At 69.1% G+C, this 24233-nt stretch carries 19 protein-coding genes and 1 tRNA gene; 15 read left to right on the forward strand and 5 right to left on the reverse strand.

The window, feature by feature from the left end; genetic code table 11:
* The first annotated feature begins 32 nt into the window (after window positions 1-32).
* The 15 genes from pyrE (at window position 33) to HZS54_RS02585 (ending at window position 17569) form a co-directional block, all read left to right on the forward strand.
* Entirely contained in the window at window positions 33-590 is a 558-nt protein-coding gene (pyrE, locus tag HZS54_RS02515) for an orotate phosphoribosyltransferase (RefSeq protein ID WP_179920399.1), read from the forward strand.
* Between the two features lie 275 nt (window positions 591-865).
* Window positions 866-2857 carry a threonine--tRNA ligase gene (gene thrS, locus HZS54_RS02520; RefSeq protein WP_179920400.1) on the forward strand — a complete coding sequence of 664 codons (1992 nt, stop codon included), beginning with the start codon at window positions 866-868 and terminating at the stop codon, window positions 2855-2857.
* A 182-nt stretch (window positions 2858-3039) separates the two neighbouring features.
* Window positions 3040-5091 (forward strand): DEAD/DEAH box helicase, encoded by a 2052-nt coding sequence (locus tag HZS54_RS02525; RefSeq protein ID WP_179920401.1) that lies wholly within the window; start codon window positions 3040-3042, stop codon window positions 5089-5091.
* 107 nt (window positions 5092-5198) lie between these two features.
* Window positions 5199-6068 carry a CehA/McbA family metallohydrolase gene (locus tag HZS54_RS02530; protein ID WP_179920402.1) on the forward strand — a complete coding sequence of 290 codons (870 nt, stop codon included), beginning with the start codon at window positions 5199-5201 and terminating at the stop codon, window positions 6066-6068.
* Window positions 6069-6150: 82 nt separating this feature from the next.
* The gene (locus tag HZS54_RS02535) at window positions 6151-8025 is read left to right on the forward strand and encodes an SLC13 family permease (protein ID WP_179920403.1); all 1875 of its coding nucleotides are present in this window, start codon (window positions 6151-6153) and stop codon (window positions 8023-8025) included.
* A 90-nt stretch (window positions 8026-8115) separates the two neighbouring features.
* Window positions 8116-8188 (forward strand) — tRNA-Pro (locus HZS54_RS02540).
* A gap of 88 nt (window positions 8189-8276) precedes the next feature.
* The gene (locus tag HZS54_RS02545) at window positions 8277-9074 is read left to right on the forward strand and encodes a group I intron-associated PD-(D/E)XK endonuclease (protein ID WP_179920404.1); all 798 of its coding nucleotides are present in this window, start codon (window positions 8277-8279) and stop codon (window positions 9072-9074) included.
* Window positions 9075-9527: 453 nt separating this feature from the next.
* On the forward strand, window positions 9528-10073 hold the full coding sequence (locus tag HZS54_RS02550; RefSeq protein ID WP_179920405.1) for a hypothetical protein: 546 nt from the start codon (window positions 9528-9530) through the stop codon (window positions 10071-10073).
* Window positions 10074-10173: 100 nt separating this feature from the next.
* Entirely contained in the window at window positions 10174-13701 is a 3528-nt protein-coding gene (locus tag HZS54_RS02555) for an LAGLIDADG family homing endonuclease (RefSeq protein WP_179920406.1), read from the forward strand.
* A gap of 6 nt (window positions 13702-13707) precedes the next feature.
* Window positions 13708-14019, forward strand: coding sequence for a DUF7854 family protein (locus HZS54_RS02560; protein ID WP_179920407.1), 312 nt, complete (start codon window positions 13708-13710; stop codon window positions 14017-14019).
* 88 nt (window positions 14020-14107) lie between these two features.
* Window positions 14108-14689, forward strand: a complete 582-nt coding sequence (locus tag HZS54_RS02565) for a DUF7504 family protein (RefSeq protein ID WP_179920408.1) — start codon at window positions 14108-14110, stop codon at window positions 14687-14689.
* 66 nt (window positions 14690-14755) lie between these two features.
* The gene (locus tag HZS54_RS02570) at window positions 14756-15094 is read left to right on the forward strand and encodes a DUF7855 family protein (protein ID WP_179920409.1); all 339 of its coding nucleotides are present in this window, start codon (window positions 14756-14758) and stop codon (window positions 15092-15094) included.
* Window positions 15091-15975, forward strand: coding sequence for a DUF7856 family protein (locus HZS54_RS02575; protein WP_246391756.1), 885 nt, complete (start codon window positions 15091-15093; stop codon window positions 15973-15975). Before HZS54_RS02570 ends, HZS54_RS02575 begins: the two co-directional genes overlap by 4 nt.
* 89 nt (window positions 15976-16064) lie before the next feature.
* Window positions 16065-16892 carry a DUF7857 domain-containing protein gene (locus HZS54_RS02580; protein WP_179920410.1) on the forward strand — a complete coding sequence of 276 codons (828 nt, stop codon included), beginning with the start codon at window positions 16065-16067 and terminating at the stop codon, window positions 16890-16892.
* Window positions 16889-17569 (forward strand): nucleotide-binding protein, encoded by a 681-nt coding sequence (locus HZS54_RS02585; protein ID WP_179920411.1) that lies wholly within the window; start codon window positions 16889-16891, stop codon window positions 17567-17569. The genes HZS54_RS02580 and HZS54_RS02585 overlap by 4 nt, the downstream gene beginning before the upstream one ends.
* Before the next feature lie 60 nt (window positions 17570-17629).
* Here HZS54_RS02585 and HZS54_RS02590 read toward each other — a convergent pair whose 3' ends face one another.
* The 5 genes from HZS54_RS02590 to HZS54_RS02610 all read right to left on the reverse strand — a co-directional run bounded on the left by HZS54_RS02590 (window position 17630) and on the right by HZS54_RS02610 (window position 24178).
* Window positions 17630-19573, reverse strand: coding sequence for an ABC transporter ATP-binding protein (locus HZS54_RS02590; protein WP_218927115.1), 1944 nt, complete (start codon window positions 19571-19573; stop codon window positions 17630-17632).
* Window positions 19570-21480, reverse strand: a complete 1911-nt coding sequence (locus tag HZS54_RS02595) for an ABC transporter ATP-binding protein (protein WP_179920412.1) — start codon at window positions 21478-21480, stop codon at window positions 19570-19572. Before HZS54_RS02595 ends, HZS54_RS02590 begins: the two co-directional genes overlap by 4 nt.
* 89 nt (window positions 21481-21569) lie before the next feature.
* Window positions 21570-22436 carry a transcription initiation factor IIB gene (locus tag HZS54_RS02600; RefSeq protein ID WP_179920413.1) on the reverse strand — a complete coding sequence of 289 codons (867 nt, stop codon included), beginning with the start codon at window positions 22434-22436 and terminating at the stop codon, window positions 21570-21572.
* Window positions 22437-22583: 147 nt separating this feature from the next.
* Window positions 22584-22985: a hypothetical protein gene (locus HZS54_RS02605; protein ID WP_179920414.1), complete on the reverse strand. Its 402-nt coding sequence runs from the start codon at window positions 22983-22985 to the stop codon at window positions 22584-22586.
* A 155-nt stretch (window positions 22986-23140) separates the two neighbouring features.
* Window positions 23141-24178, reverse strand: coding sequence for a Gfo/Idh/MocA family protein (locus tag HZS54_RS02610; RefSeq protein ID WP_179920415.1), 1038 nt, complete (start codon window positions 24176-24178; stop codon window positions 23141-23143).
* Between the last annotated feature and the right edge of the window lie 55 nt (window positions 24179-24233).

Below are 24233 nucleotides of genomic sequence, written 5' to 3' on the forward strand. Positions count from 1 at the left end.
CGGCTAAACCGCGGGGTACCGACCGTGCAGGTATGGACACCCAGGGACTCACCGACGCGCTCCGGGCGGCCGACGCCGTGAAGTTCGGCGAGTTCGAGCTCTCCCACGGCGGCACCTCGAACTACTACGTCGACAAGTACCTCTTCGAGACCGACCCCGACTGCCTCGAAGCGATCGGCGAGGCGTTCGCCGACCACCTCGCGCGGACGACCGACGGCGAGACCACGCTCGCCGGCGTCGCGCTGGGCGCCGTCCCGCTGGTCGCGGTCACGAGCGTCGCGTCGGGCTCTCCCTACGTCATCGTCCGCAAGCAGCAGAAGGAGTACGGCACCGCCAACCTCGTCGAGGGCGAACTCGCCGACGGCGAGGAGGTCGTGGTGCTGGAGGACATCGCCACGACCGGCCAGAGCGCCGTCGACGCCGCCGAGGCGCTGCGGGAGGCCGGCGCCGTCGTAAATCGCGTGGTCGTCGTCGTCGACCGCGAGGAGGGTGCCGCCGAGAACCTCGCCGAGCACGACCTCGAACTGGAGTCGCTCGTGACCGCATCGGACCTGCTGGACGACGCCCCCGAAGACGTGGACGCGGCCTGACGCCGGCAGCACGCTCCGACGGTTTCGATTCCCGCGAAATTCACCGGCCCGTCGACGGCGGTGTCCGGCTCTCCCTCGCCTGTGAATCACACGCACGGCAGTCGCGGGCCGGCACACGTCACAACGCTTTTATCCGAAAGCGCGTTAGCGGAGAGCAAGATGGCAGGTGACTGCTTTACAGGCGGGCTCCGCGCCCCATAACCAGTCACTGTCATGTTCTCGCGCTCGTCGTTCGCTGTCCGACAGCGACGCGTGGCGCGGTGGAGGCAGATGACATGTCACAGCAGGAATCCTCGATCACGGTGGAACTGCCCGATGGAAGCACGCTCGACGTTCCGTCGGGCGCCACAGTCGAAGACGTGGCCTACGAGATCGGTCCGGGTCTCGGCTCCGACACCGTCGCCGGCAAGCTCGACGGCGAACTCGTCGCCAAGGAGGAGCCGGTCTACGACGGCGCACGCGTGGAGATCGTCACCCCCTCGGCCGACGAGTACCTGCAGGTGATGCGCCACTCCGCCGCCCACGTCCTCGCCCAGGCGATCCTGCGGGAGTATCCCGACGCCAAACTGGCCACCGGCCCGCCGACCGAGGAGGGCTTCTACTACGACTTCGACGACGTGGACGTCGACGAGGGCGACTTCGACGACCTGGTCGCCGAGATGGAGGCCATCGTCGACGACGACCTCGACATCGAGCGCGAGGAGGTCCCGCTCGACGAGGCCCGCGACCGCGTCGCCGGCGACCCCTACAAGGAGGAGATCCTCGAGGACCTCGCGGCCGGCGACCGCGGCGCCGACGACGACATCGAGACCGTCTCCTTCTACGGCCAGGGGGACTTTTCGGATCTGTGTGCCGGCCCGCACGTCGCATCGACGGGCGAGATCGGCGCCGTCGACCTCCGGGAGATCGCCGCGACCAACTGGCGCGGCGACGAGGACGAGCCGCGGCTCACCCGCGTCTACGGCACCGCCTTCGGCTCCGAGTCCGACCTGGAGGACTACTGGGAGCGCAAGGAGGAGGCCGAGCGCCGCGACCACCGCCGCATCGGCCGCGAGATGAACCTCTTCTCCATCCCCGAGCACTCGCCGGGCTGCGTCCACTTCCACCCCGACGGGATGGCGATCCGGCGCGAACTGGAGGACTACATCCGCGCGAAGAACGACGAACTCGGCTACGAGGAGGTGTGGACGCCCGAACTCAACAAGGTCGACCTCTGGAAGACCTCGGGCCACTACGAGCACTTCTGCGAGGAGGACGAGATGTTCCACTGGGACCAGGCCAGCGCCCGCACCGAGGGCGACGACGCCGACGAGTACGGCCTCAAGCCCATGAACTGCGCCAACCACGTCCACCTCTACCAGCGCGAACGACGCTCCTATCGCGAGCTGCCCAAACGGTACTGCGAGTTCGGCACCTGCTACCGTAACGAGCGCTCCGGCGAACTCTCGGGCATGCTTCGGGTCCGCGGGTTCACCCAGGACGACGGCCACGCCTTCGTCACCCGTGACCAGATCCAGGGCGAGGTCACCCGCACGCTCGAAGTGATCGACGAGGTGCTCGCGGACTTCGGCCTCGACGTGACCTTCAAGCTCGAAACCCAGCCCGACGACTCGTTCGGCGACGACGCCCTCTGGGAGCGCGCCGAGAGCGACCTCCGGAGTTCCCTCGACGCGCTGGGCGAGGGCTACGAGGTCGAGGCCGGCGAGGGCGCCTTCTACGGCCCGAAGATCGCCGCCGACGCCGAGGACGCCATCGGCCGCGAGTGGACCGTCGGCACCGTCCAGCTGGACTTCGTCCAGCCCGACCGGTTCGACCTGGTCTACGTCGGCGAGGACAACGAGGAGCACACGCCGGTGATGATCCACCGCGCCCTCCTCGGAACGTTCGAGCGGTTCATGGCCGTCATGATCGAGCACTTCGCCGGGCGGTTCCCGCTGTGGCTCGCGCCCGAGCAGGTCCGGGTCCTCCCGCTGAACGAGGAGGTGCTGGGCTACGCCCACCGCCTGCGCAACGACTTCGAGGAGAGCGGCTTCCGCGCGACCGTCGCCGACGGCGACGACACGCTCCAGCGGAAGATCCGCGCCGCCCACGACGAGAACGTCCCCTACATGCTCATCGTCGGCCCCGACGAGGAGGAGGCCGGCACCGTCTCCGTCCGGGACCGCGCCGAGCGCGAGGCCCGCGACGTGGACCCCGATGCGTTCCGCGAGCACCTCCGCGCCGAGCGCGAGGAGAAACGGCTCGAACCGGACTTCCTCGACGACTAGGTCGACACCGCGCGCTCTCCCTCTCCCCGTCCCGTGCGGCGAGCGCGACCGGACCACGGCGAGGCAACGCGAGTCCACCGTTCTTGAACGGAGAGCCGTCCGGCGGTCGCGACCGTCGGCGGCGCGGCGTCGGGTCGTCACAGTCCGAACGGCTCAAATACCTGCCGGACGGACAGAGGACCGTGTCACAGCAGGTCGGCGAGGTCGGGACGCTGTTCCTCCACGAGTACGGCGACGACGTGCGCGTCGCCGTGGTCAAGGACGGGGAGCGGCGCCTGCACGCGATACTGGAACTCAAGGAGACCGACGCCGGGCCGCGACCGGCGCGGCTCCGCGTGAAACAGGGCGCCAGCGAGGAGCCCCGCCCGCCCGACCTGTTCGTCGAACTCGCCCGCTCGGCCTCGCGCATCCGCATCTCCGAGCAGACCTCGAAGGCGACCCGGGGGCGGCTCCAGGAGCTGCTCGACGCCTACCAGCTCGAAGCGAAGGCCGTCCGCACCTGTCGCTACTGCGCCTCGGAGGGGCAGTACTCGCCGGTCACCTCCGAGACGGCCATCGCGGCCGACGGGGAGTACATCTGCCCCGACTGCGCGAAGGCCGAACTCGACCGCGAACTCGCCTACAAGGGCGAGATCACCGCCGGCGCCCGCGACCGGCTCTACGACCTGCTCACCGAGGTCCAGGACCTCGAACGCGTGTCCAATCTCCTGAAGGGCGACCTGGACCCCGACCTCACGAAGTTCGACGAGATCTCGGCGACCGTCGACGAGGTCGACCCCGTCCCCGTCGACTCGCTGGATCTCCACCCCGGCATCCAGAACCACCTGGAGGGGCGGTTCGACACGCTGCTTCCGGTCCAGAGCCTCGCCGTCGAGAACGGCGCCACGGAGGGCCGGGACCAGCTGGTCGTGTCCGCGACGGCGACGGGGAAGACGCTCATCGGCGAGATGGCCGGCCTCGACCGCGTCCTGAACGACAAGGGGAAGATGCTCTTTCTCGTCCCGCTCGTCGCGCTGGCCAACCAGAAACACGAGTCCTTCGAGGAGCGCTACGGCGACATGGTCGACGTGTCCCTGCGCGTGGGCGCCAGCCGCATCAACGACGGCGGCGGCCGCTTCGACCCCGGCGCCGACGTGATCGTCGGCACCTACGAGGGCATCGACCACGCGCTACGCACGGGGAAGGACCTCGGTAATATCGGCACGGTCGTCATCGACGAGGTCCACACACTCGGCGAGGACGAGCGGGGCCACCGCCTCGACGGGCTGATCTCCCGGCTCAAGTACTACTGCGGCGAGCGCTCGGACAACCACAGCACCGACGGCACCCAGTGGATCTACCTCTCGGCGACGGTCGGCAACCCCGGCCAGCTGGCCGAGCAGCTCCGGGCCCAGCTCATCGAGTTCGAGGAGCGGCCGGTGCCCATCGAGCGCCACGTCACCTTCGCGGACGGCCGCGAGAAGATGCAGATCGAGAACAAGCTCGTCAGGCGCGCCTTCGACACGAAATCGAGCAAGGGGTACCGCGGCCAGACGATCATCTTCACCAACTCCCGGCGGCGGTGTCACGAGATCTCCCGGAAGCTAGAGTACGACTCGGCCCCCTACCACGCCGGGCTGGACCACCGCCGGCGCAAGAAGGTCGAAGGGATGTTCGCCGACCAGGACCTGGCCGCGGTCGTGACCACGGCGGCGCTCGCGGCGGGCGTCGACTTCCCCGCCTCGCAGGTCGTCTTCGACTCGCTGGCGATGGGCATCGAGTGGCTCACCGTCCAGGAGTTCCACCAGATGCTCGGCCGCGCGGGTCGGCCGGACTACCACGACAAGGGGACGGTGTACGTCCTCGTCGAGCCCGACGGCAATTACCACAACAGCCAGGAGATGAGCGAGGACGAGGTGGCGTTCAAGCTACTGAAAGGCGAGATGGACCCCGTGATCACCCGCTACGACGAGGGCGCGGCCGTCGAGGAGACGCTCGCCAACGTCACCGTCGGCGGGAAACACGCCAAGCGGCTCAACGAGCGGATGATCGGCGAGGTGCCGACCACGCACGCCGTCGGCAAACTCCTGGAGTACGAGTTCATCGACGGGCTGGAACCGACGCCGATGGGCCGGGCGGTCACCTCCCACTTCCTCTCGCCCGACGACGCGTTCCTGCTGCTCGACGGCATCCGGAAGGGGTCGGACCCCTACGAGATCGTCGGGACGATGGAGCTGCGCGACGACGAGCGGTAAGGCCCCGACCGGAGCGGTACCGAACGCGGTAAGGCGACCGTACTCCGTGATAGCTCGGCGCACGAGCGCGCCCAAGACTTATCCCGGTCGATAGCCTGGAATAGGCAATGACTGCCGGTACCGGACCCGACCCGACCCGAACGATCACCCTCGACGCCCACGTCCACACCGACGCCTCCTACGACTGTTCGACGGCGCCGGAACGCGTCGTCGACGCGGCGCTTGCCGCCGGCCTCGACGCGGTCGCTATCACCGACCACGACGCCGTCGACGGCGCGGCCCGCGCGGTCGCCGCCGCCGCGGGGACGGACCTGCTCGTGGTGCCGGGCGTCGAGGTCTCCACGGCCGAGGGTCACCTCCTCGCGCTCGGCGTCGACCGGGCGCCCGCGCCCGACCGGTCGTTCGCCGAGACGGTCGAGACGGTCCGGTCGGCCGGCGGCGTCGCGGTCGTCCCCCACCCCTTCCAGGTCAGCCGCCACGGCGTCCGCCGAGCGGCGATGGCCGACTGCGAACTCGACGGCGTGGAGACGCTGAACGCCGTCGCGGTCACCGGCTACGGAAACCGGCGCGCTCGAACCTTCGCGGCGAGCGAGGGGTACCCGACGGTCGGCGGCAGCGACGCCCACCGGCCGGGCCTGATCGGGCGGGCGTTCACGAGCGTCACGCTCCCCGAGGGTGTCGGCTGGACGACGATGACGGCCGCGGACGTGCTGGCGGGGATCCGCGCGGGCGACGCGACCGCCCAGGGGACCGTCACGACGCCCGTCGAGTTCGCGAAGACCTACGCGTGGCACGCCCGCGACACGGCCGCGACGGCGGTCGGCTCCGCCCGGGCCGCCACGGCGACCGGGCGCTCGGCGGCCGGCTCCCACCCCGCGGTCGGCGCCGGTGCGGTACTCGGCTCCGCGCTGTTGCTCGGCTCGCGCGTCGGGCGTCTCGGTCGCGCGCCACGACGGATCGCCGGTCGCGTCCGGTAACCCCCAGCGACCGGCACGGCTGCCGCTCGCGCCGCACGGGCGATGAGTGGCCTTTTTCCGGCGCCCCCGCTTCTGTGCGGACGTGCCATTCGGGATCACCGCCGGCGCGACCTTCGTCTTCCTCGTCATCGTCGCGGCGCTGATCCTCTTCGCCACCGAGCCCGTCCCCGTCGACATCACCGCCATCGGCGTCCTCGTCGCCCTGTTGCTCGTCGAACCGCTGTCGGCGACGGCCGCCGACCTGGGCCTGCTCGCCGACCCGCTGGTCGTGTTGAGCGACCCCGCCGAGGGCCTATCGGCCACCGACAACGGTCTCTCCGGATTCGCGAGTTCGGCGACGCTGACGGTGTTGGCTATGTTCGTCCTCTCGGATGGCGTCCAGCGGACCGGCGTCGTCCAGATCCTCGGGTCGAAGATCGCCGCCGTCACCCGCGACAGCGAGTCCCGCCAGTTGGGCGCCATCATCGGCGTCGTCAGCCCCATCTCCGGGTTCATCAACAACACCGCCGCCGTCGCCATCCTCCTGCCGATGGTCACCGACCTGGCCCACGAGGGCAAGACCTCCCCATCGAAACTGCTCATCCCCCTCTCCTACGCCTCGATGTTCGGCGGCATGCTCACGCTGATCGGCACCTCGACGAACATCCTCGCCTCCGAGCTGTCGGGGCGGCTCATCGGCCGCACGTTCACGATGTTCGAGTTCACGCAGCTGGGGGTCGTCGTCTCGATCGTCGGCGCGGCGTACCTGCTGACGGTCGGCCGCTGGCTGACGCCCGAACGGATCCCGGTCGCCGAGGACCTCACCGCGGAGTTCGAGATGGGCGAGTACCTCACCGAGGTGGTCGTCCGCGAGGACTCGCCGATGGTCGGCGAGACCGTTCGCAGCGCGCTCCGGGACACCGAGTTCGACGTGGACGTGGTCCAGCTGATCCGCGGCGACCGGACGTTCACCGAACCGCTCGACCCGAAGGCGATCCGCGCCGGCGACGTGTTCGCCGTCCGGACCGACCGCGACACGCTCGTCGAGCTCTCCGACGCCGAGGGCCTCGATCTCCTCCCCGAGGTCGACGTCGACGAGGCCGAACTCGAACAGGCCAACGAGCGGGAGAACCTCGTCGAAGTGGTGGTCGCGCCCGGGTCGAGCCTCGTCGGCGAGTCGCTCGCCTCGGCGAACTTCCGCCAGCGCTACGACGCGACCGTCCTCGCGCTGCGGCGCGGCCCGGAGCTGTTCCGCCAGCGGATGGACCACGTGCGTCTCCGCGTCGGCGACACCCTGCTGATCCAGGGCACGCCCGACAGCATCGAACGGCTCGACGCCAACCGCGACTTCATCGTCGCGGGGGTGATCGACCGCCCCGACTACCGCCGCTCGAAGATCCCCGTCGCCATCGGCATCGTCGGCGCCGTCGTCGGCGCCGCCGCGGTCGGCCTCCTCCCCATCGTTGTCGCCGCGCTGACCGGCGCACTCCTGATGGTCCTCACCGGCTGTCTCAAGTCGACGGAGGTGTACGATGCCGTCCAGTGGGACGTGATCTTCCTGCTCGCCGGCGTCATCCCGCTGGGCATCGCCCTGGAGAACACCGGCGGCGCCGACCTCATCGCCGACCTCGTCGTCCAGTCGGCGACGCTGCTCCCGCCGCTGGGCGTCCTCGCCCTGATGTACCTCGTCACCGCCCTGCTGACCAACATCATCAGCAACAACGCCAGCGTCGTCCTCATGATCCCCGTCGCCGTCGAGGCCGCCCGCCAGCTGGGCGTGAACACCTTCTCCTTTATCCTCGCCGTCACCTTCGCCGCCTCGACGGCCTTCATGACCCCCGTCGGCTACCAGACCAACCTCTTCGTCTACGGCCCCGGCGGCTACCGCTTCTCCGACTACCTCAAGGTGGGGACGCCGCTCCAGCTCATCTTCGCCGCCGTCACGACGCTCGGTATCTACGCGTTCTGGGGGTTGTGAGGGGGTTTCGCGGATCAGACGGCGATACGACGGGAACGAAGCGCTACGCAACGAAACGCTTTACCCTGCGTCGCACTGATAGTAGCACGCGGGATCGTGGGGTAGCTTGGTAACCTTCAGCGTTTGGGACGCTGTACCCCCAGTTCAAATCTGGGCGATCCCATTTCTCCGGCGGCGTCGGTAGCGCTCGGAGCCACCGAATCCTCACCGCTACGTAGGAACAAATAGGATCGCGACGGATCGCCGTCCGAATGAAATCGCACGAGCGAGGTGACGCGACCGAAGCAGCGGTGATCGCGGAGCTGAAGCGCCGATGCCTCTCGGTGTCGATACCGTTCGGGGACAACGAACGGTACGATATCGTCGTCGCGACGCCCGACGACCGGCTGTTGCGAGTGCAGATCAAGACGGGGTGGATCCGGGACGGGACGATCGAGTTCCACGGGAAGTCCCAGCACACGAATTCGACCGGGAACACCTACACGAACTACGAGGGGGACGTGGACTACTTCGTCGTCTACGTGCCCGATCTCGATTCGATGTATCTGATCGGCGAGTCGGAGTTCGGGACGGGGATGCAACTCCGGGTCGACGACCCCGAGCAGTCACACGAGACGATACACTGGGCCGAGGAGTATCGGTTCGAGGAGCGGTGGCCGCCCAGACCCGATGGATCGGCGACGGCGGACGACCGCCCTACCGTCGAACGGGTCAGCGAGTACCTCCGTCAGCGCGATGTCGACTTCGCGAGAGCGGTGACGATCTCGGAGTACGACCTCCTCGTGGACACAGCGGAGACGGTCGTTCGGCTCGGCGTCGAGACGGGATGGGTCGAGGACGGCCGAATTCGGTTTCACCCCAATTCGAGCACGGACAGGGACAGCATCGACTGGTTTCTCGTGTACTGTGCGGAGACGAGCCAGGCGTATCTCGTCGATCCCGACGAGTTCGACACGTCGATCTCGCTCAGAGTCGACGATCCCGACACCGAGATGCCGTCGATCAACTGGGCCAAGGAGTACGAATTCGAGAACCGCTGGCCCCACTGAACGCGAACCCGCGACCCGGCAGAGACGGGTCCACCGACCGCGTTCAGACTCTGTCGTTGCGCGAGTAGCCGCAGGTGGTACAGTAGTACTTTTTCGGCCCGTCTTGGACGAGTTCGGCCGAACAGTCCGGACACGTTTCTTCGTCTTTGGATTGCCCTTGACCCGACATCGTGTTGTCATCAGAGATTTACACACAAAAGTACGCTGGAGCGTTATCACAGCGTGAAACGGGTCCGAGAACTCCAACGAACGATCAAAACCCCCGATGTTGAGGGTTACCATTGACGGCGTAGCACGCCGGAGGATCGAGTGGCCGAGGGGCGCTCGGCCACGGGGCGGACAGCGAGGGCGACCGTACCCCTAGTATCTCCCTCTCTCCGGGATCCGCGGGCGGTCCGCGCTCCTAACTGGTTTGGCCGTGTGCATTTTAGGTGCGAGGGTCTCGCTAGGAGCATGAACCCCGCACGCGGCGACCGACCCATTGCCGGGATCGAGGTGACTGGGGAGTGGGTTCGGGCGGTCGCCGCCGGCGTGGAGAAGTTCTCGGCCGACTCGCAGGAGTCGGCACTGACCGTACTCGAGGAGGCAGACCTCACCGGCGCCGAGCCCGGCGAATGGTACGCGCTCGCGGGCTACGTCGACGCCGTGGCGGACATCCACGACATCGTCGGTGACCAGGCCGTCCACGCGCTCGGCCAGCGCATCGCCCGGGCGGTGTCGTTCCCGGACGACGCCGGGAGCGTCCCGGGGGCATTGGCGGCGCTCGACGACGTGTGTCGCGCCGGCCACCGCGGCGGCGACCCCGGGGGCTACGCGTTCCGTCAGATCGGCGACGAGGACGGCCGCGTCGAGTGCCGGACGCCCTACCCCTGCGCGTTCGACCGCGGCATCGTCGAAGGGGCCGCCGTCGCCCACGCCGACGGCTTCGTCTGCGTCCGCGAGGTCGGCGCTTGCCGGACCGACGGCGCCGACCGGTGTACCTACGAGATCAGCTGGTGAGCACCGCGCCGGCTCACGACGCCTCGCCGGCCGGGAGGTTCACTTCCGCTCCGGTTTGCGAACCTTCTTACCCGAGGGAAGGGTAAGCTGGGTTCACCCAATGGCGCGCGCCGAGAACACCGAACTGATAGACTCCTTCGAGGAACTCTATCGGGACTACTACCGCAACGAGATCGGCGAGCTCGCCCAGAAGTACCCGACCGAGCAGAAGTCGCTGTATCTCGACTGGGGGGACATCTACCGCTTCGACCCGGACCTGGCCGACGACGTGCGCTCCCATCCCGAGGAGCTGCGCGACTACGCCGAGGAAGCCCTCCGACTCTACGACCTCCCCGTCGACGTGAAGCTCGGGCAGGCCCACGTCCGCGTCCACAACCTCCCCGACTCGACGGACATCCGCGAGATCCGCGCCGACCACCGCGGCCAGCTCATCTCCATTCAGGGTGTCGTCCGCAAGGCCACGGACGTCAAACCCAAGATCACGCAGGCCGCCTTCGAGTGCCAGCGCTGTGGCACCCTCACGCGCATCCCTCAGCAGACCGGTGACTTCCAGGAGCCCCACGAGTGTCAGGGCTGTGAACGACAGGGTCCGTTCCGCGTCAACTTCGACCAGTCGGAGTTCATCGACGCCCAGAAGATCCGCGTCCAGGAGTCCCCCGAGGGGCTGCGCGGCGGCGAGACGCCCCAGAGCATCGACGTGAACATCGAGGACGACATCACCGGCGAAGTGACCGCCGGCGACCACGTCCGCGTCTCGGGCGTCCTCAAACTCGACCAGCAGGGCAGCGACCAGGACCAGTCGCCCATGTTCGACACGTACATGGACGGCTTCTCGGTCGAGATCGAGGACGAGCAGTTCGAGGAGATGGACATCACCGAGGAGGACAAACAGGAGATCATCGAGCTCTCCGGCCGCGAGAACATCTACGACGAGATGGTCGGCGCCATCGCCCCCTCCATCTACGGCTACGAGCGCGAGAAGCTCTCGATGATCCTCCAGTTGTTCTCCGGTGTGACCAAACATCTCCCCGACGAGTCGCGGATCCGTGGCGACCTGCACATGCTCCTGATCGGTGACCCTGGTACGGGGAAGTGCGTCGCAGGCGATACTCGCGTGACATTGGCCGATGGGTCGGAGGTCCCGATCCGGGAGCTCGTCGAGGAAAACCTCGATGATCCGAAACCCGTCGACGACGGCGTCTGGGATTCCGTCGACTTCGAGGTCCCGTCACTGCAAGATGACGGGGGTTTCGTCCCCCAGCCGGCGACCAAGGTCTGGAAACGCGAGGCGCCGGAACAGATGTATCGCGTACGCACGTCGACCGGTCGCGAACTCGACGTAACCCCGTCGCACCCACTGTTCGTTCAGTCCGGCGGTCGGTTCGAAGCGGTGAGAGCCGAGAATCTCGAGGAGAGAGACTTCGTCGCCGTTCCGCGCCGGCTTCCGGTCGAAGGCCAGACGGAACTCGATATCGACTTCCGGGAATCGCGCGCACACAACCGGATCGACCTCAATCTCCCCGACAAGTGGACGCCGGCCCTCTCGCGGCTCGTCGGCTATATCGTCGCCGAGGGATACGTCGAGCAGCGGTCCGATAACACGGGATTCGTCTCGATAACGAACAACGACCGAGAGGTCCTCGACGACGCCGCTGCCGTTCTCGACGCCCTCAACCTGAACGTAACCGAACGATCCTCGCACGACGGGAAGGACGACAGGGAGTTGATATGTTCTGCCGGCGAGTTCGTGAGTTTCCTCCGACAGTTGGACGAAACGCTGCTCGAACCCTCTGCACAGCGGCGCGTGCCACAGCCGCTGATGCGAGCGACGAAAGAGGTCAAAGCCGCGTTCCTCAAAGGATACATCGAGGGCGAAGCGCACGTTTCGGCGTCACAGCGAGAGATCACCGTCGCTTCGATGAGCAAGCGACTCTTGGAGGACATCCGTACGCTGCTACTCTCTCTCGGAATTCCGTCCCAGTTACAGCCGCGAGAGAACGGAAGCTACCGACTCAGAATCTCCGGCGAATCGTTCGCGAAGTACGTCCAGCGCGTCGGGTTCGTCACCGAACGGAAATCCGAAGCTTGCGCGAAGTACGACGACCACTCGAGTAATCCGAACCTCGACGTGATACCCGAGATCGGTGCGGAACTCAAGCGGATCCGAGAAGCGCTGGAACTGACCCAGCACGAATGCGGGATCCCGCGGTCGACGTACCAGCACTACGAGCGCGGACGGAGAAACCCCAGTCGCGAGAGTCTTTCGGCGGTCGTCCAGGCGTTCGAGTCGAGACTCGATGAGCTAGATTCGACCAGTAACTCGACAGCCAAGGCATCCACAGACGGCGGGGGCCTCGCCGCGCTCAGACAAGACATCGAAGCGCTCGGGGCGCTGGTCAATGGCGACGTTGGATGGGATCGCATCGAGTCGATCGATCCCATCGAACCGGACGACGAGTGGGTGTACGACCTCGAAATCGAGGGGACGCACAACTATGTGTCGAACGGCGTGGTTTCGCACAACTCCCAGATGCTATCATATATTAAAAATATCGCCCCGCGCTCTGTCTACACCTCGGGGAAGGGGTCGTCCTCCGCCGGGCTCACCGCGGCCGCCGTCAGAGACGACTTCGGCGACGGCCAGCAGTGGACGCTCGAAGCGGGCGCGCTGGTCCTCGCGGACCAGGGTATCGCGGCGGTCGACGAACTGGACAAGATGGCCGCCGACGACCGCTCGGCGATGCACCAGGCGCTCGAACAGCAGGAGATCAGCGTCTCGAAGGCCGGGATCAACGCGACGCTCAAGTCGCGATGTTCGCTCCTCGGCGCGGCCAACCCGAAGTACGGTCGCTTCGACCAGTACGAGCCGATCAGCGAGCAGATCGACCTCGAACCGGCGCTGATCTCGCGGTTCGACCTGATCTTCACGGTCACGGACCAGCCCAACGAGGAGAAAGACCGGAACCTGGCCGACCACATCCTGCGGACGAACTACGCGGGGGAGCTGCACACCCACCGCGTGGAGTCGAACTCCTCGAACTTCAGCGACGAGGAGGTCGAGAACGTCACGGACGACGTGGCGCCGACGATCGAGCCGGAACTGCTGCGCAAGTACATCGCCTACGCGAAGCGCAACTGCTACCCGACGATGACCGAGGCGGCCCGCGAGGAGATCGAGGACTTCTACGTCGACCTGCGGACCCAGGGCGCCGACGAGGACGCGGCGGTGCCGGTCACCGCGCGGAAGTTGGAGGCGACGGTGCGGCTGGCCGAGGCCTCCGCGCGGGTCCGGCTGTCGGACAAGGTGACCGCCGAGGACTCCCAGCGCGTCATCGAGATCGTCCGCTCCTGTATGGAAGACGTGGGCGTCGACCCGGAGACGGGCGAACTCGACGCCGACATGATCGAGGCCGGGACGACCAAGAGCCAGCGCGACCGCATCAAGAACATCAAGCAACTCATCGAGGATCTCGAAGACGAGTACGACGAGGGGGCGCCGGTGGACGTGGTCGCCGACCGCGCCGAGGAGATCGGCATGGACCAGGCCAAGGCCGAACACGAGATCGAACAGCTCAAACAGAAAGGCGAGGTGTACGAGCCCCGCACGGACTACCTCCGGACCACGTGACCGACCATGGACCGTATCTCCGCGCTTCGCAACGTCGAGGACGCGCTCCGCCGGTTCGAGGACGGCGAGGTGGACCTGTCGGAACTGGAGCGCGAAGTGCGGGGGACGCTGCGGACGTACGCGACGGAGTTCGAGGGCGACCTTGCGGCCTACCGGGTCGAGAGCGCCGAGGAGGCCGGGAGTGGGAGCGAGAACGGGAACCCGGCGGTCGACGGGACGGTCGTGCTGGCGGGGTCGAAACAGGGGGCCCGCGAGCGGGTCCGCGAACTGGTCGACCGGCCCGGTCCGTTCGCCGTCGAGCGATTCGACGGGGAGTGACGGGCGCAACCGCCGGGAACGCCCTGCAACCCCCGGAACGGAAGGACTTTGAGCGCGCCGCGGCTAGGTCGGCTGAACAGACACTGGGATGACCGACCTGCACTCAGAACTGGCCGACGCCCGGAACGTCCTGCTGTGCGCGCCGTCGATGAGCGGCGGCGAGGCCGAGGCCTGTACCGACCTGCTGATCCCGTCGAACCCGGCGGGCGCGACCGCGCTGTGGGTGACCTTCCGGAGCGACGCGACCGACTGCGTCGACCAGTGGGTCGCCGAGACCGACGAGCGGCCGGCCGAAGCGGCGGTCGTCGTCGTCGGCGAATCGCCGGGGAGTCGGCCCGACGGCGTCACCGTCGAGCACGTCTCCTCGCCGAGCGACCTGACGGGGCTGGGGATCACGATCGGCGAGTTGCTCTCGGGGTGGGAGACGCCGCCGGTCGTCTGCTTCGACTCCCTGACGGCGTTGCTCCAGTACGTCGACGTGGAGACCGCCTACGAGTTCCTCCACGCGATCACCGGCCAGCTGTACGCCGCCGACGCGCGGGCGCACTTCCACATCGACCCGACCGCTCACGACCGCACGACCGTCGACAGCATCGCCTCGCTGTTCGACGCCGTCGTCGAGTTCGGCGACGACGGTCCCGAGACCCGCAAACGCCACCTCCTACAGTAACTCCTGACACCCGTTCGTTCTGTTCGTTCGATAACTTTATGTCGGGAGAGGATACAATCGCCGCCCGTGCTACTGGTGGTGACCTATTCGCGGGCGGCGCGGGGGACGCTCCGGAATATCTGCCGGACCCACGAGGAGGTCGTCGTCCGGCGGTTCGGGCGGGTGGCGCTGCTGGCCGAGACGGAGTTCGCGGCGTTCCAGGCGCTGCGGCTCCGGGCGAAACACGGGGGGGACGTGCAGGTCGAGCGGACGCGGCCGTTCAACGAGTACGAGGCCGTCGACGAGTCGGTTCGGGAGGCCGCGACGGCCTACGAGGGCCGCGACCGGCCGGCGCTGCCCTACGCGACGTTCGCCGACGGGAGCGACCACCCCGATCCCGACCGGATGCGCGACGCCGAGTTATGAGCGAACGGGAACGGCTCGCGCTGGAATCGAACGACGAGTCCGCGAGCGCCCGGGTCGTGGACCTGCGCGACCGGGGATTCGACCCGGATCGGGTCGCCGCCGCGGTCCGCGAGGAGTCTCCCCCGGGCGACGGCGAAGTGGCCGCGGGCAGCGACGGTGACAGCGGACCGGTCGTCGACTGTCCGCGGCCGCGAGCGGTCCACGACCACGTCGGACTCGTGCGTCCGTCGATGTGCGTTCGGGTCCGGACCGCGCTGGCCGCGGCGGCGCGCTCGCGGGGCGGAGAAGCGCCGCAGGACGAGGCGCTCGCCGACGTGCGCGAAGAACTGGCCGAGCTGACCGTCCCGGAGCCGCCGGACCTGGACGCGCCCAGGGAGCGGCTGGCGGGGACCGACGACGCCGTCGACCGGATCCGCGAGCGGGTGGCCGCGCTGCGCGGACGCGTCCAGGCCGGCCGCGAGGCGGACCGAGACGTGAGCGACCTGGAGGCCGAGCTGGCCGAGGCGACCCGCGAACTCAGCGAGCGCGAGACCGAGCGGGCCGCCGCGCGGGAGGCCGTCGAGCGGGCCGAACGGCGGGCCCACGAGAGTCGCGACGCCCGCGAGCGCCGGCGGCGACTCCAAGACCGAGAGGCGAACCTCGAACGGCGCGCCCGCGCACACCTCGTCGATCGGATCCGCGAGGAGTACGAGCGGGCGCTGGCGACGGTGCCCGGCGGTCCCGGCGCGGTCGACGACCCGTTCGCGGTCGAGGGAGCCACCGCGGCGCTCGCCGTGGGTCGGGTCGCCGAGTTCCGGGCGCCGGTCGTGGTGGCCTGCGACCGGTTCGAGAGCGGTGCGGCGGCCGTCGAGTGGCTCGACGCGACGGTGATCCGGGTCTGAGCGGCGGCGGTCGCGGCGGGCTCCGCTGGGGGGACACAGGGTCAGGAGGCGTCCGTGAGTTTATATCGGAACGGGCGACCAGCGCCGCCATGGTCACGCTTGAGTGGAGTTGCGAACGGAGCGACGGAGTGACGCTCGTCTCGCTCGTCGTCGCGGCCGACCGCCCCTGTCGGGTACGCGTCGAGAACCGTCTGGACGGCCCGGTGTGGCCGCCGCGACGGCGCGGGCAGCCGGCGGCCGGCTGGGACGGCGACGCGTTCGCCGGACGGGTCCCGGCCGACGGGCGGCTGACGGTCGGCTACGCGACGCCCGCCCGGCCCGCGGATCCGCCGGCAGAGGTCGTCTCGACGGTCCCGGCGGCGGAAGCCGACGAGGAGGCCGATTCCCGGTCCACGGAACCGGCGCCCGCGGTCGAGTCGACGCCGGCCGGCGTCGTCCGCGATCTGGGCGACCCCGTCGTCCCGCGGGACAGCGTTCCCGTCCCCGAAGTCGTCCCTCCGAAACCGTCGGACGGAGCCGCCGCGGCACGGGAGGCCGGAGGAGAGGGCGGAGCGGCGCGTGGACCGACACGGACGGCGAACGACACGACGCAGTCGGCCGATGCGACCGCGGACTCGGAACGGTTCGTCGTCCCGGGCGCCGTTCGGGCGTGGCTCCGCGACGTCGACGAACGACTCGACGCCGCTCCCGTCGGAACGGGACGAACGGACGGTGAGGCGAGCGCCGATGGGGGTCTCGGGGCGGCCGTCGCGGCGGACCGGCGAGCGTTACGGCGGGTTCGCGGCCGGATCGACGCGTTGCTCGCTCGTGCGGGTGAGAGCGGCCGTTACGGCCGGGTCGCGGGTCGAACCGGCGAACGGGTCGGCGGCGGCGAGTCCGACGGTCGCGAGACGCGGGTCGACGGCGGGGGGCCATGATCCTCGCGGTCGTCGGCGGGAAGGGCGGCGTCGGCAAGTCGACGGTGGCGTACAACCTCGGGGCGGAGCTGGACGCGGTCGTCGTCGACGCGGACCTGGCGATGGCGGACCTACCGACCGACCGGGGGCCGGACCTGCACGACGTGCTCGCCGGGCGGGCCGACGCGGTTGAGGCCGTCAGCGAGGGCGGACCGGTCGCGCTGCTCCCCTGCGGGCGGTCGCTGGCCGGCGCGAGAGCCTGCGAGCCGACGGAACTCGTCGCGGCGGTCGAGGCGGTCCGCGACGAGTACGGCCGCGTCGTCGTCGACTGCCCGGCGGGCATGTGCGGCGACGTGGGACTGGGCCTGCTCGTCGCCGGGGCCTGCGTCCTCGTGACCCAGCCCGCGCCGCCGGCGCTGGGCGACGCGCTCCGCGCTCGCGCGCTCGCTCGCGAGCTCGACGCGGGGCTGGCCGCCATCGTCCTCAACCGCGCGAGCGAAGCGTCGCCGACGGAGCTGGTCGCCCGGGAACTCGGGGGGCCCGTCGCGACGGTCCCCGAATCGACCGCGGTCGCCGACGCGCAGGCCGCCGGCGTCCCGGTGGGGATTCACCGCCCGGACTCGCCGGCCGCCGACGCCTTCGCAGACCTCGCCGAGACCGTCGAACGGGCGTGTCGGCATCGGGGGCCGGTCGCGTGACCGCGAGCGGGCGTGTCGGCATCGGGGACCGGTCGCGTGACCGCGAACGGTCTCGCCCGGTCAGTCGTCGAGCGTGTCGGCGCGGCGTTCGATCCGGTCGACGAACGCCTCGGGCAGCGACTGCACGTCGCCGACCTGGACCTGCCAGAGCGTGGCGTAGAGGCCGTCGCGGTCGAGCAGGTCCTCGTGGGATCCCTGTTCGACCACCTCGCCGTCGTCGAGGACGACGATGCGGTCGGCGTCCTTGACCGTCGAGAGGCGGTGCGCGACGACCAGCGTGGTGCGGTCGGCGACGACCGACTCGATGGAGCGCTGGATGAGCGCCTCGGTCTCGTTGTCGACGTGGCTGGTCGCCTCGTCGAGGACGAGGATCGCCGGGTCGTGGAGCATCACGCGGGCGAGGCAGATCCGCTGGCGCTGGCCGCCCGACAGTTTCACGCCTCGTTCGCCGATGGTCGTGTCGATGCCGTCCGGCAGGTCCGCGACGAACGCGTCGGCCTCGGCGCGTTCGAGCGCCGCGCGGACGGCGTCGCCGTCCGCCTCGGGTGTGCCGTAGGCGACGTTCTCGTGGATCGTCCCCGAGAAGAGGAACGGGTCCTGGCTGATGAACCCGACCGCGCCGCGGAGGCTCTCGAGGGTGAGGTCGCGCACGTCGCGGCCGTCCACGCGGACCGCCCCCTCGTCCACGTCGTAGAAGCGGACGAGCAACTTGAGCAGCGTCGACTTGCCGGCGCCGGTGGGGCCGACGATGCCGACGGTCTCGCCGGGTTCGACGTCGAAGGTCACGTCCTCGACGACGGGGCCGTCGGCCGCCCCACCGGCGTCCGGCGCGTCGTCGCGCTCGCTCTCGGGGTAGGCGAAGCTCACCCCGTCGTACTCGACGCGGCCGCGAACGTCGGTCAGCTCGGTCGCGTCGTCGCGCTCCTCGACGGACTGGGCGGCGGTCCGCACGCCCAGCAGGCGCTCGGCGGAGGCGTTCGCGCTCGAATAGCTCTCGACGACGCTCGCCACGTCCTGGAGCGGCCAGCTGAGGTGCTGGACGTAGATCAGGTAGGTGACCAGCGCCCCGGTCGTCAGCGGCTCGGTGAACGGCCCGGGCGGGCCGTCGACGACCCAGAACGCGCCGACGCCGAAGGTCAGCGCCACGGCGACGCCGGTCAGAAAGCGCATCATCGGGTAGTGGTACGACCCCAGGTCGATGGCGTCGAGGAAGGCGTCGACCACGTTGCGCGAGGACCGTTCGACCCGCTCGCGCTCGTGCGGTTCGGCGGTGTAGGCCTTCACGACCGAGATCCCGCTGATCGAGGCGCGCAGCTGGGCGTTGAGTTTGCCCTGCGTCTCGCGGACGCGGCCGTAGATCTCGCCGATGTACCGCGAGAAGACGTAGTTGGCGACGACGATGACGGGCGTGACCGCGAGCGCGACGAGGGCGAACTGCCAGTTCAGAAGCGCCATGAGGACGGCGTAGGCGGTCAGGCGGGTGACGACGGTCAGCGCGTCGTCGATGGTGCTCGTGAAGAAGTTCTCCATCGCGTCGACGTCGTTGTTGAGGATGCTCATCACCTCGCCGGTCTGGTGGTCGTCGAAAAAGTCCATCTCCAGGCGCTGGACGGTGTCGTAGGCGTCGACGCGCACGTCGTGCTGGAGCCGGTAGGCGAACACCCCCCACAGCAGCGAGCGGATCCACTCGACGGCCTGGCCGACGACCGAGATCGCGAGGATCAGACCGACGAGGAGGGACAGCTGGCCGATCTGGGTCTCGGGGACTAGCCCGGGGCCGACCAGCGGGAGCGCGAACGGGGTGGTGTCGCTGAAGACGGTGTCGAACATGTAGCCGACGATGGCGGGGCTGGCGTGACCGGGCAGCATCCAGAGCAGGCGGAGCACCAGCCCGGCGAGCGCGTAGGGGAGGTGCGGGCGGCCGTACTCACGCAGGAGCGCGAGCACCGGCCAGTCGGCGTCGGCGCGGTAGGGATCGCCGCCGGTCGCATTCGCGTCGCTCACGCCGACTCACCTCGACGGACGCGCTCTAAGAACGCGTCGGGCAGCGCGGTCACGTCGCCCACCTGCACGTGCCAGAGGTTGGCGTAGAGGCCGTCCCGTTCCAGCAGTTGCTCGTGCGTGCCGCGCTCGGCGATCTCGCCGTCGTCGACGACGAGGATGCGGTCGGCGTCGCGCACCGTCGAGAGCCGGTGGGCGACGACGAACGTCGTGCGGTCGGCCGCGAGTTCCTCCAGCGTCCGCTGGATCAGGACCTCCGTCTCGTTGTCGACGTGGCTGGTCGCCTCGTCGAGGACGAGGATCGCCGGGTCGCGAAGGATGGCGCGGGCGATGGCGACCCGCTGGCGCTGGCCGCCCGAGAGCTTCACGCCGCGTTCCCCGACCATCGTGTCGTAGCCGTCGGGGAGGTCGGCGACGAACTCGTGGGCGCCCGCGAGCTTCGCCGCCTCGACGACCGCCTCGTCGTCGGCCTCCGGGCGGGCGTAGGCGACGTTCTCCCGCACCGTGCCGTAGAACAGGAACGGGTCCTGACTGACGTAGCCGACCGACTCGCGGAGGCTCTCGACGGTCACGTCGCGCACGTCCGTCCCGTCGACGCGGATCGTCCCCCGGTCGGCCTCGTAGTACCGCAGGAGCAACTTGAGGACGGTGGACTTGCCGGCGCCCGTGGGACCGACGATCCCGACCGTCTCGCCGGGGGCGGCGTCGAAGGAGACGTTCGAGAGCGTCGGTTCGTCCCGGCTGGGGTAGGTGAAGGTCACGTCGTCGTAGGCGACGGCGCCGTCGGGGTCGGTCAGCTCGCGGGCGTCGGGGCGGTCGACGACGTTGTCGTGTTCGACGACGCCCTGCAGGCGGGTCGCGGCGGCCTTGCCGGTCTGGTAGGCGTCGACGACCTCGGCGACCCCCTGCATCGCCACCATGAGCGAGCCGACGTAGCGATAGAAGACGTACAGGGCGCCGGGCGTGAGCGCGCCGGTGAAAAACAGCGGCGGGCCGGAGATGACCCAGACGCCGCCGAGCACCAGCGTGACGACGCGGGCCAGCTGGGAGACCGCCCGAGTGACGGGGTCCATCGTCGCCGAGGCCCAGTGGGCGTCCCACTGCGCCTCGCGGTGGTCACGGGAGGCGTCCCGGACGCGTTCGCGCTCGGTCGACTCGGTGCCGAACGCCTTGATGACCGAGACGCCGTCGATGTTGTTGTTCAGCCGGCTGTTCAGGTCGCCGACGCGCTCGCGGACGGCGAGCTGTTTGGGCTCGATCCACCGCGAGAAGCCGTAGCTCATCCCGAACAGGACCACCGGGACGAACGAGAGGACGACCGCCAGTTGCCAGTTGAGCCACAGGAGGTAGGCGTAGGAGGCGACGGCGACGGTCACCAGCGACAGCCCGCGGGCGAGGACGCCGCCGACGAGCGACTGCAACTCCTGTACGTCGTCGTTGAGGACGCTCATCACCTCGCCGGTGTCGTGGCTGTCGAAGTAGTCCATCTCCAGCCGCTGGACGGTGTCGAACACCTCCGTCCGGACCTCGTGCTGGAACGCCTGGGTGAATCGACCCAGCACCCGCCGACTCGTGAAGTTCAGGACGGCGACGGCCACGAAGCTCCCGAACAGCAGGGCGAGCGACCAGCGCAGCTGCGCGCTCCGTCCCGTCGGCAACCAGGCGTCCGGCACCAGCGGCAGCCGGAAGGGGCCGCTCCCGAGCAACACGGCGTCGATGGCGACGCCGATGAGCACCGTCTGGAGCCGCGACGGGAACTGTTCCGCCGTCGACAGCGTCAATCCGCCGACGAACGACTTCCAGTAGGGCCGCGCGTACTCGTCGAACAACCACACCACCGGATGCCGCGAGTCGTCGCCGACACCGTCGCCCGGCACCGGCTCACCCGACTCCTCCGCGTTCACACCCATATGGTCACTCCGTTGATACCCCCGTGATTTAACAGGATCGGCGGTATGCGATACGTTCGCAGACCAGCGGGGCGGCCGCGGCCGGGCGCTCAGTTATCCGCGGTCAGCGCCTGGTAGGTCGCTCGCAGCGTGACGGGCGTCACGTCGGCGGCGTCGGCGGCCTCGGCCTGGGTGAGCGGGTAGGTCCGTTCGTCGGCGGCGGTGTAGAGGCAGCCGGCGGCGACGCCGGCCGGGTTGCGGCCGTCGACGTGGCCCAGTTCCCGGGCGCGTTCGACCAGCTCCCGGGCGCGACCCTCCAGCTCCTGCGGGAGGTCCAGCTCGCTGGCGAACCGCGCGAGGTACTCCGCGGGGTCGATGGGTCCCGTGGGGAGCCCGAGTTCGCGGTTCAGCGCGTCGTAGGCGGCGGAGAGTTCGGCCTTCGACGCGCGGGCGTCGGCGACGACCTCGTCGATCGTCCGGGAGACCTCGGTGGTGCGGCAGGTGGCGTAGACGGTCGCGGCGGCGAACCCCTCCAGCGAGCGCCCGCGGAGCAGGTCCTCGTCCTGGGCGGACTCGAAGAGGACACAGGCCCGGTCGCGGATGTGGTCCGAGAGCCCGAGCGAGCCGACGAGCCGTCGGATCTCCGTGAAGCCGTACACCTGGTTGCGCTCGGCCTTCGACCCGACCTTCGTGCGGTTGTGCTGGCGGCGCAGCCGGGCCATCCGACGGCGCTTGCGACCTTTGAGTCGGGTGGAGCGGCCGATCTCCGTCGAGAGGCCCCGGTCGTGGCGCGAGCGGGTGAGCGGGGCGCCCGTGCGCTCGCGGTTGGTGTCGTCGTCTTCGAACGAGCGCCACTCGGGCCCGTGGTCGATCTCGTCCTCGGCGACCACCAGGCCGCAGCTGGCACAGACCGTCTCGCTGTCGTCGCTTCGCAGGCTTCCCTCGCACTCGGGGCACGCGGTCACTGTCGTGCTCATACACGACGCTTCGCCCGCGAGGGGGTTAATAAACGGTGCGGTGGACCCCGTTCTCGGGCCGTGAACCGGCCGATCCACCGACCGGTTACCGGTAGGTAGTCGTGGCAGCGTCCGTTCGTGAAAGAACTGTCGGCGAGTGCGGTGGGACTACTGCTCGTCGAGCCACTCGCGGGCTTCGTCTAAACTGCCGGCCATCACGAACGTGTAGTCGAGGTGCTGGGTCTGGTCGACGAACTCCTCCATCTCCATCTCCGAGATGACGCTGTCGCCGGTGACCGAGACGCTGTAGTCGATGCCAGCCTCGATGCTCTGGGGGATCCACTCGTCCTCGAGCCACTCCTTGTCCGCGTCGTCGTGGGCCTGGAACCCGCTCGTATCGACGAGGAGTTTCGACTTGTCGTTGCGCTCGATGACGTCCAGCAGTTCGTGACAGCCGTCGCGGAACTCCTGACCGGCCACGAATTCGTTCCACGTGTGGAGTATCGCGTCGATGTCCTCGTCGATCTCGATCGTGTACGTCTCCGTGTCTACTGCGACCTGTCGCGGCATGTGTGAACGACTCCCACCCCCGGTATTCAATGCATCCCCCACAGTATCAGAATCGATAAAACAGCAGTTTCAGACACTGATGTGCTCGATCTGAACGGATGGCCATAAATGTAATCTTCTATTATTATTTAGCAGATCGGTCGGCGCGAGCGCGGTCAGTCGCTCCGGACCTCGTCGAGGGCGACGCGTTCACCGCTCTCGGCCGAGCGGTAGGCGGCGAGGACGATGTCGACGGCAGCGCGGGCCTCGCGGGCAGGCGCCTCCGGCTCGCGGCCCTCCCTGACCGCGTCGACGAAGTCCCGGACGACGCCCTCGTGGTCGGTTCCGGCCGGGTGTGCCGCGCTCTCGACCGCGGGCGTCCGCGATTCGGTCTCGGCGCCCCACAGCGTCTCCTCACCGGTGCCGACGCGGAGTTCGATCCCGTCGCCGAGCGCGAGCGACCCCTCGGTGCCGTTGATCTCCGTGCGGTCGGTGCCGCCCTTGGTCGCCATCGTGACGGCGACGGTCCCGACGGCGCCGTTCTCGAAACGGAGGACCATCGCGCCGGTGTCCTCACATTCCAGCTCGCGGGCGAGCGTCCCCGTCTCGGCCTGCACGGACTCGACGCCGCCCATGACCCACTGCAGGGCGTCCAGCGCGTGGATCCCCTGGTTCATGAACGCGCCGCCGTCCATCTCGCGGGTGCCCCGCCACCCCGCCGAGTCGTAGTACGCCTGCGGCCGAAACCACTCGAGTTGGGTTTCGGCCAGCACCGGCCGACCGATCTCGCCGTCCTCGACCGCGCGCTTCGCGCGGCGGACCGCCGGGTCGAACCGCCGCTGGAAGACGCCGGCCAGCGTCACGCCCGCCTCGTCGCAGGCCTCGACCATCCGGTCGACCCGTTCGGCGGTCACGTCCAGCGGCTTCTCGCAGAGGACGTGCGCCCCGGCACCGGCGAGGTCGGTCGTCACGTCGGCGTGGGTGCCGCTGGGCGTGCAGACGCTCGCGGCGTCGACATCCGCCTCGGCGACCATCGTCGCCGGGTCGTCGAAGGTCTCGGCGGCGCCGTGGTCGTCGGCGAACGCCTCGGCCGCCTCGGCGTCGAGATCCGCGCAGGCGACGAGGTCGGCGCCCTCGACCGCTGCGACGGCCTCTGCGTGGGTGTTGCCGATACCCGCGCAGCCGACGATCCCGTATCGCAGTGAGTCAACCATGGACTCTCTCCGCGCGGCCAGCCGTAAGTATCCCCCGTCGCCGGAGAGTCGTTCT

Origin of the sequence: Halosimplex pelagicum (genome assembly GCF_013415905.1) — an archaeon.
Lineage (GTDB): Archaea > Halobacteriota > Halobacteria > Halobacteriales > Haloarculaceae > Halosimplex > Halosimplex pelagicum.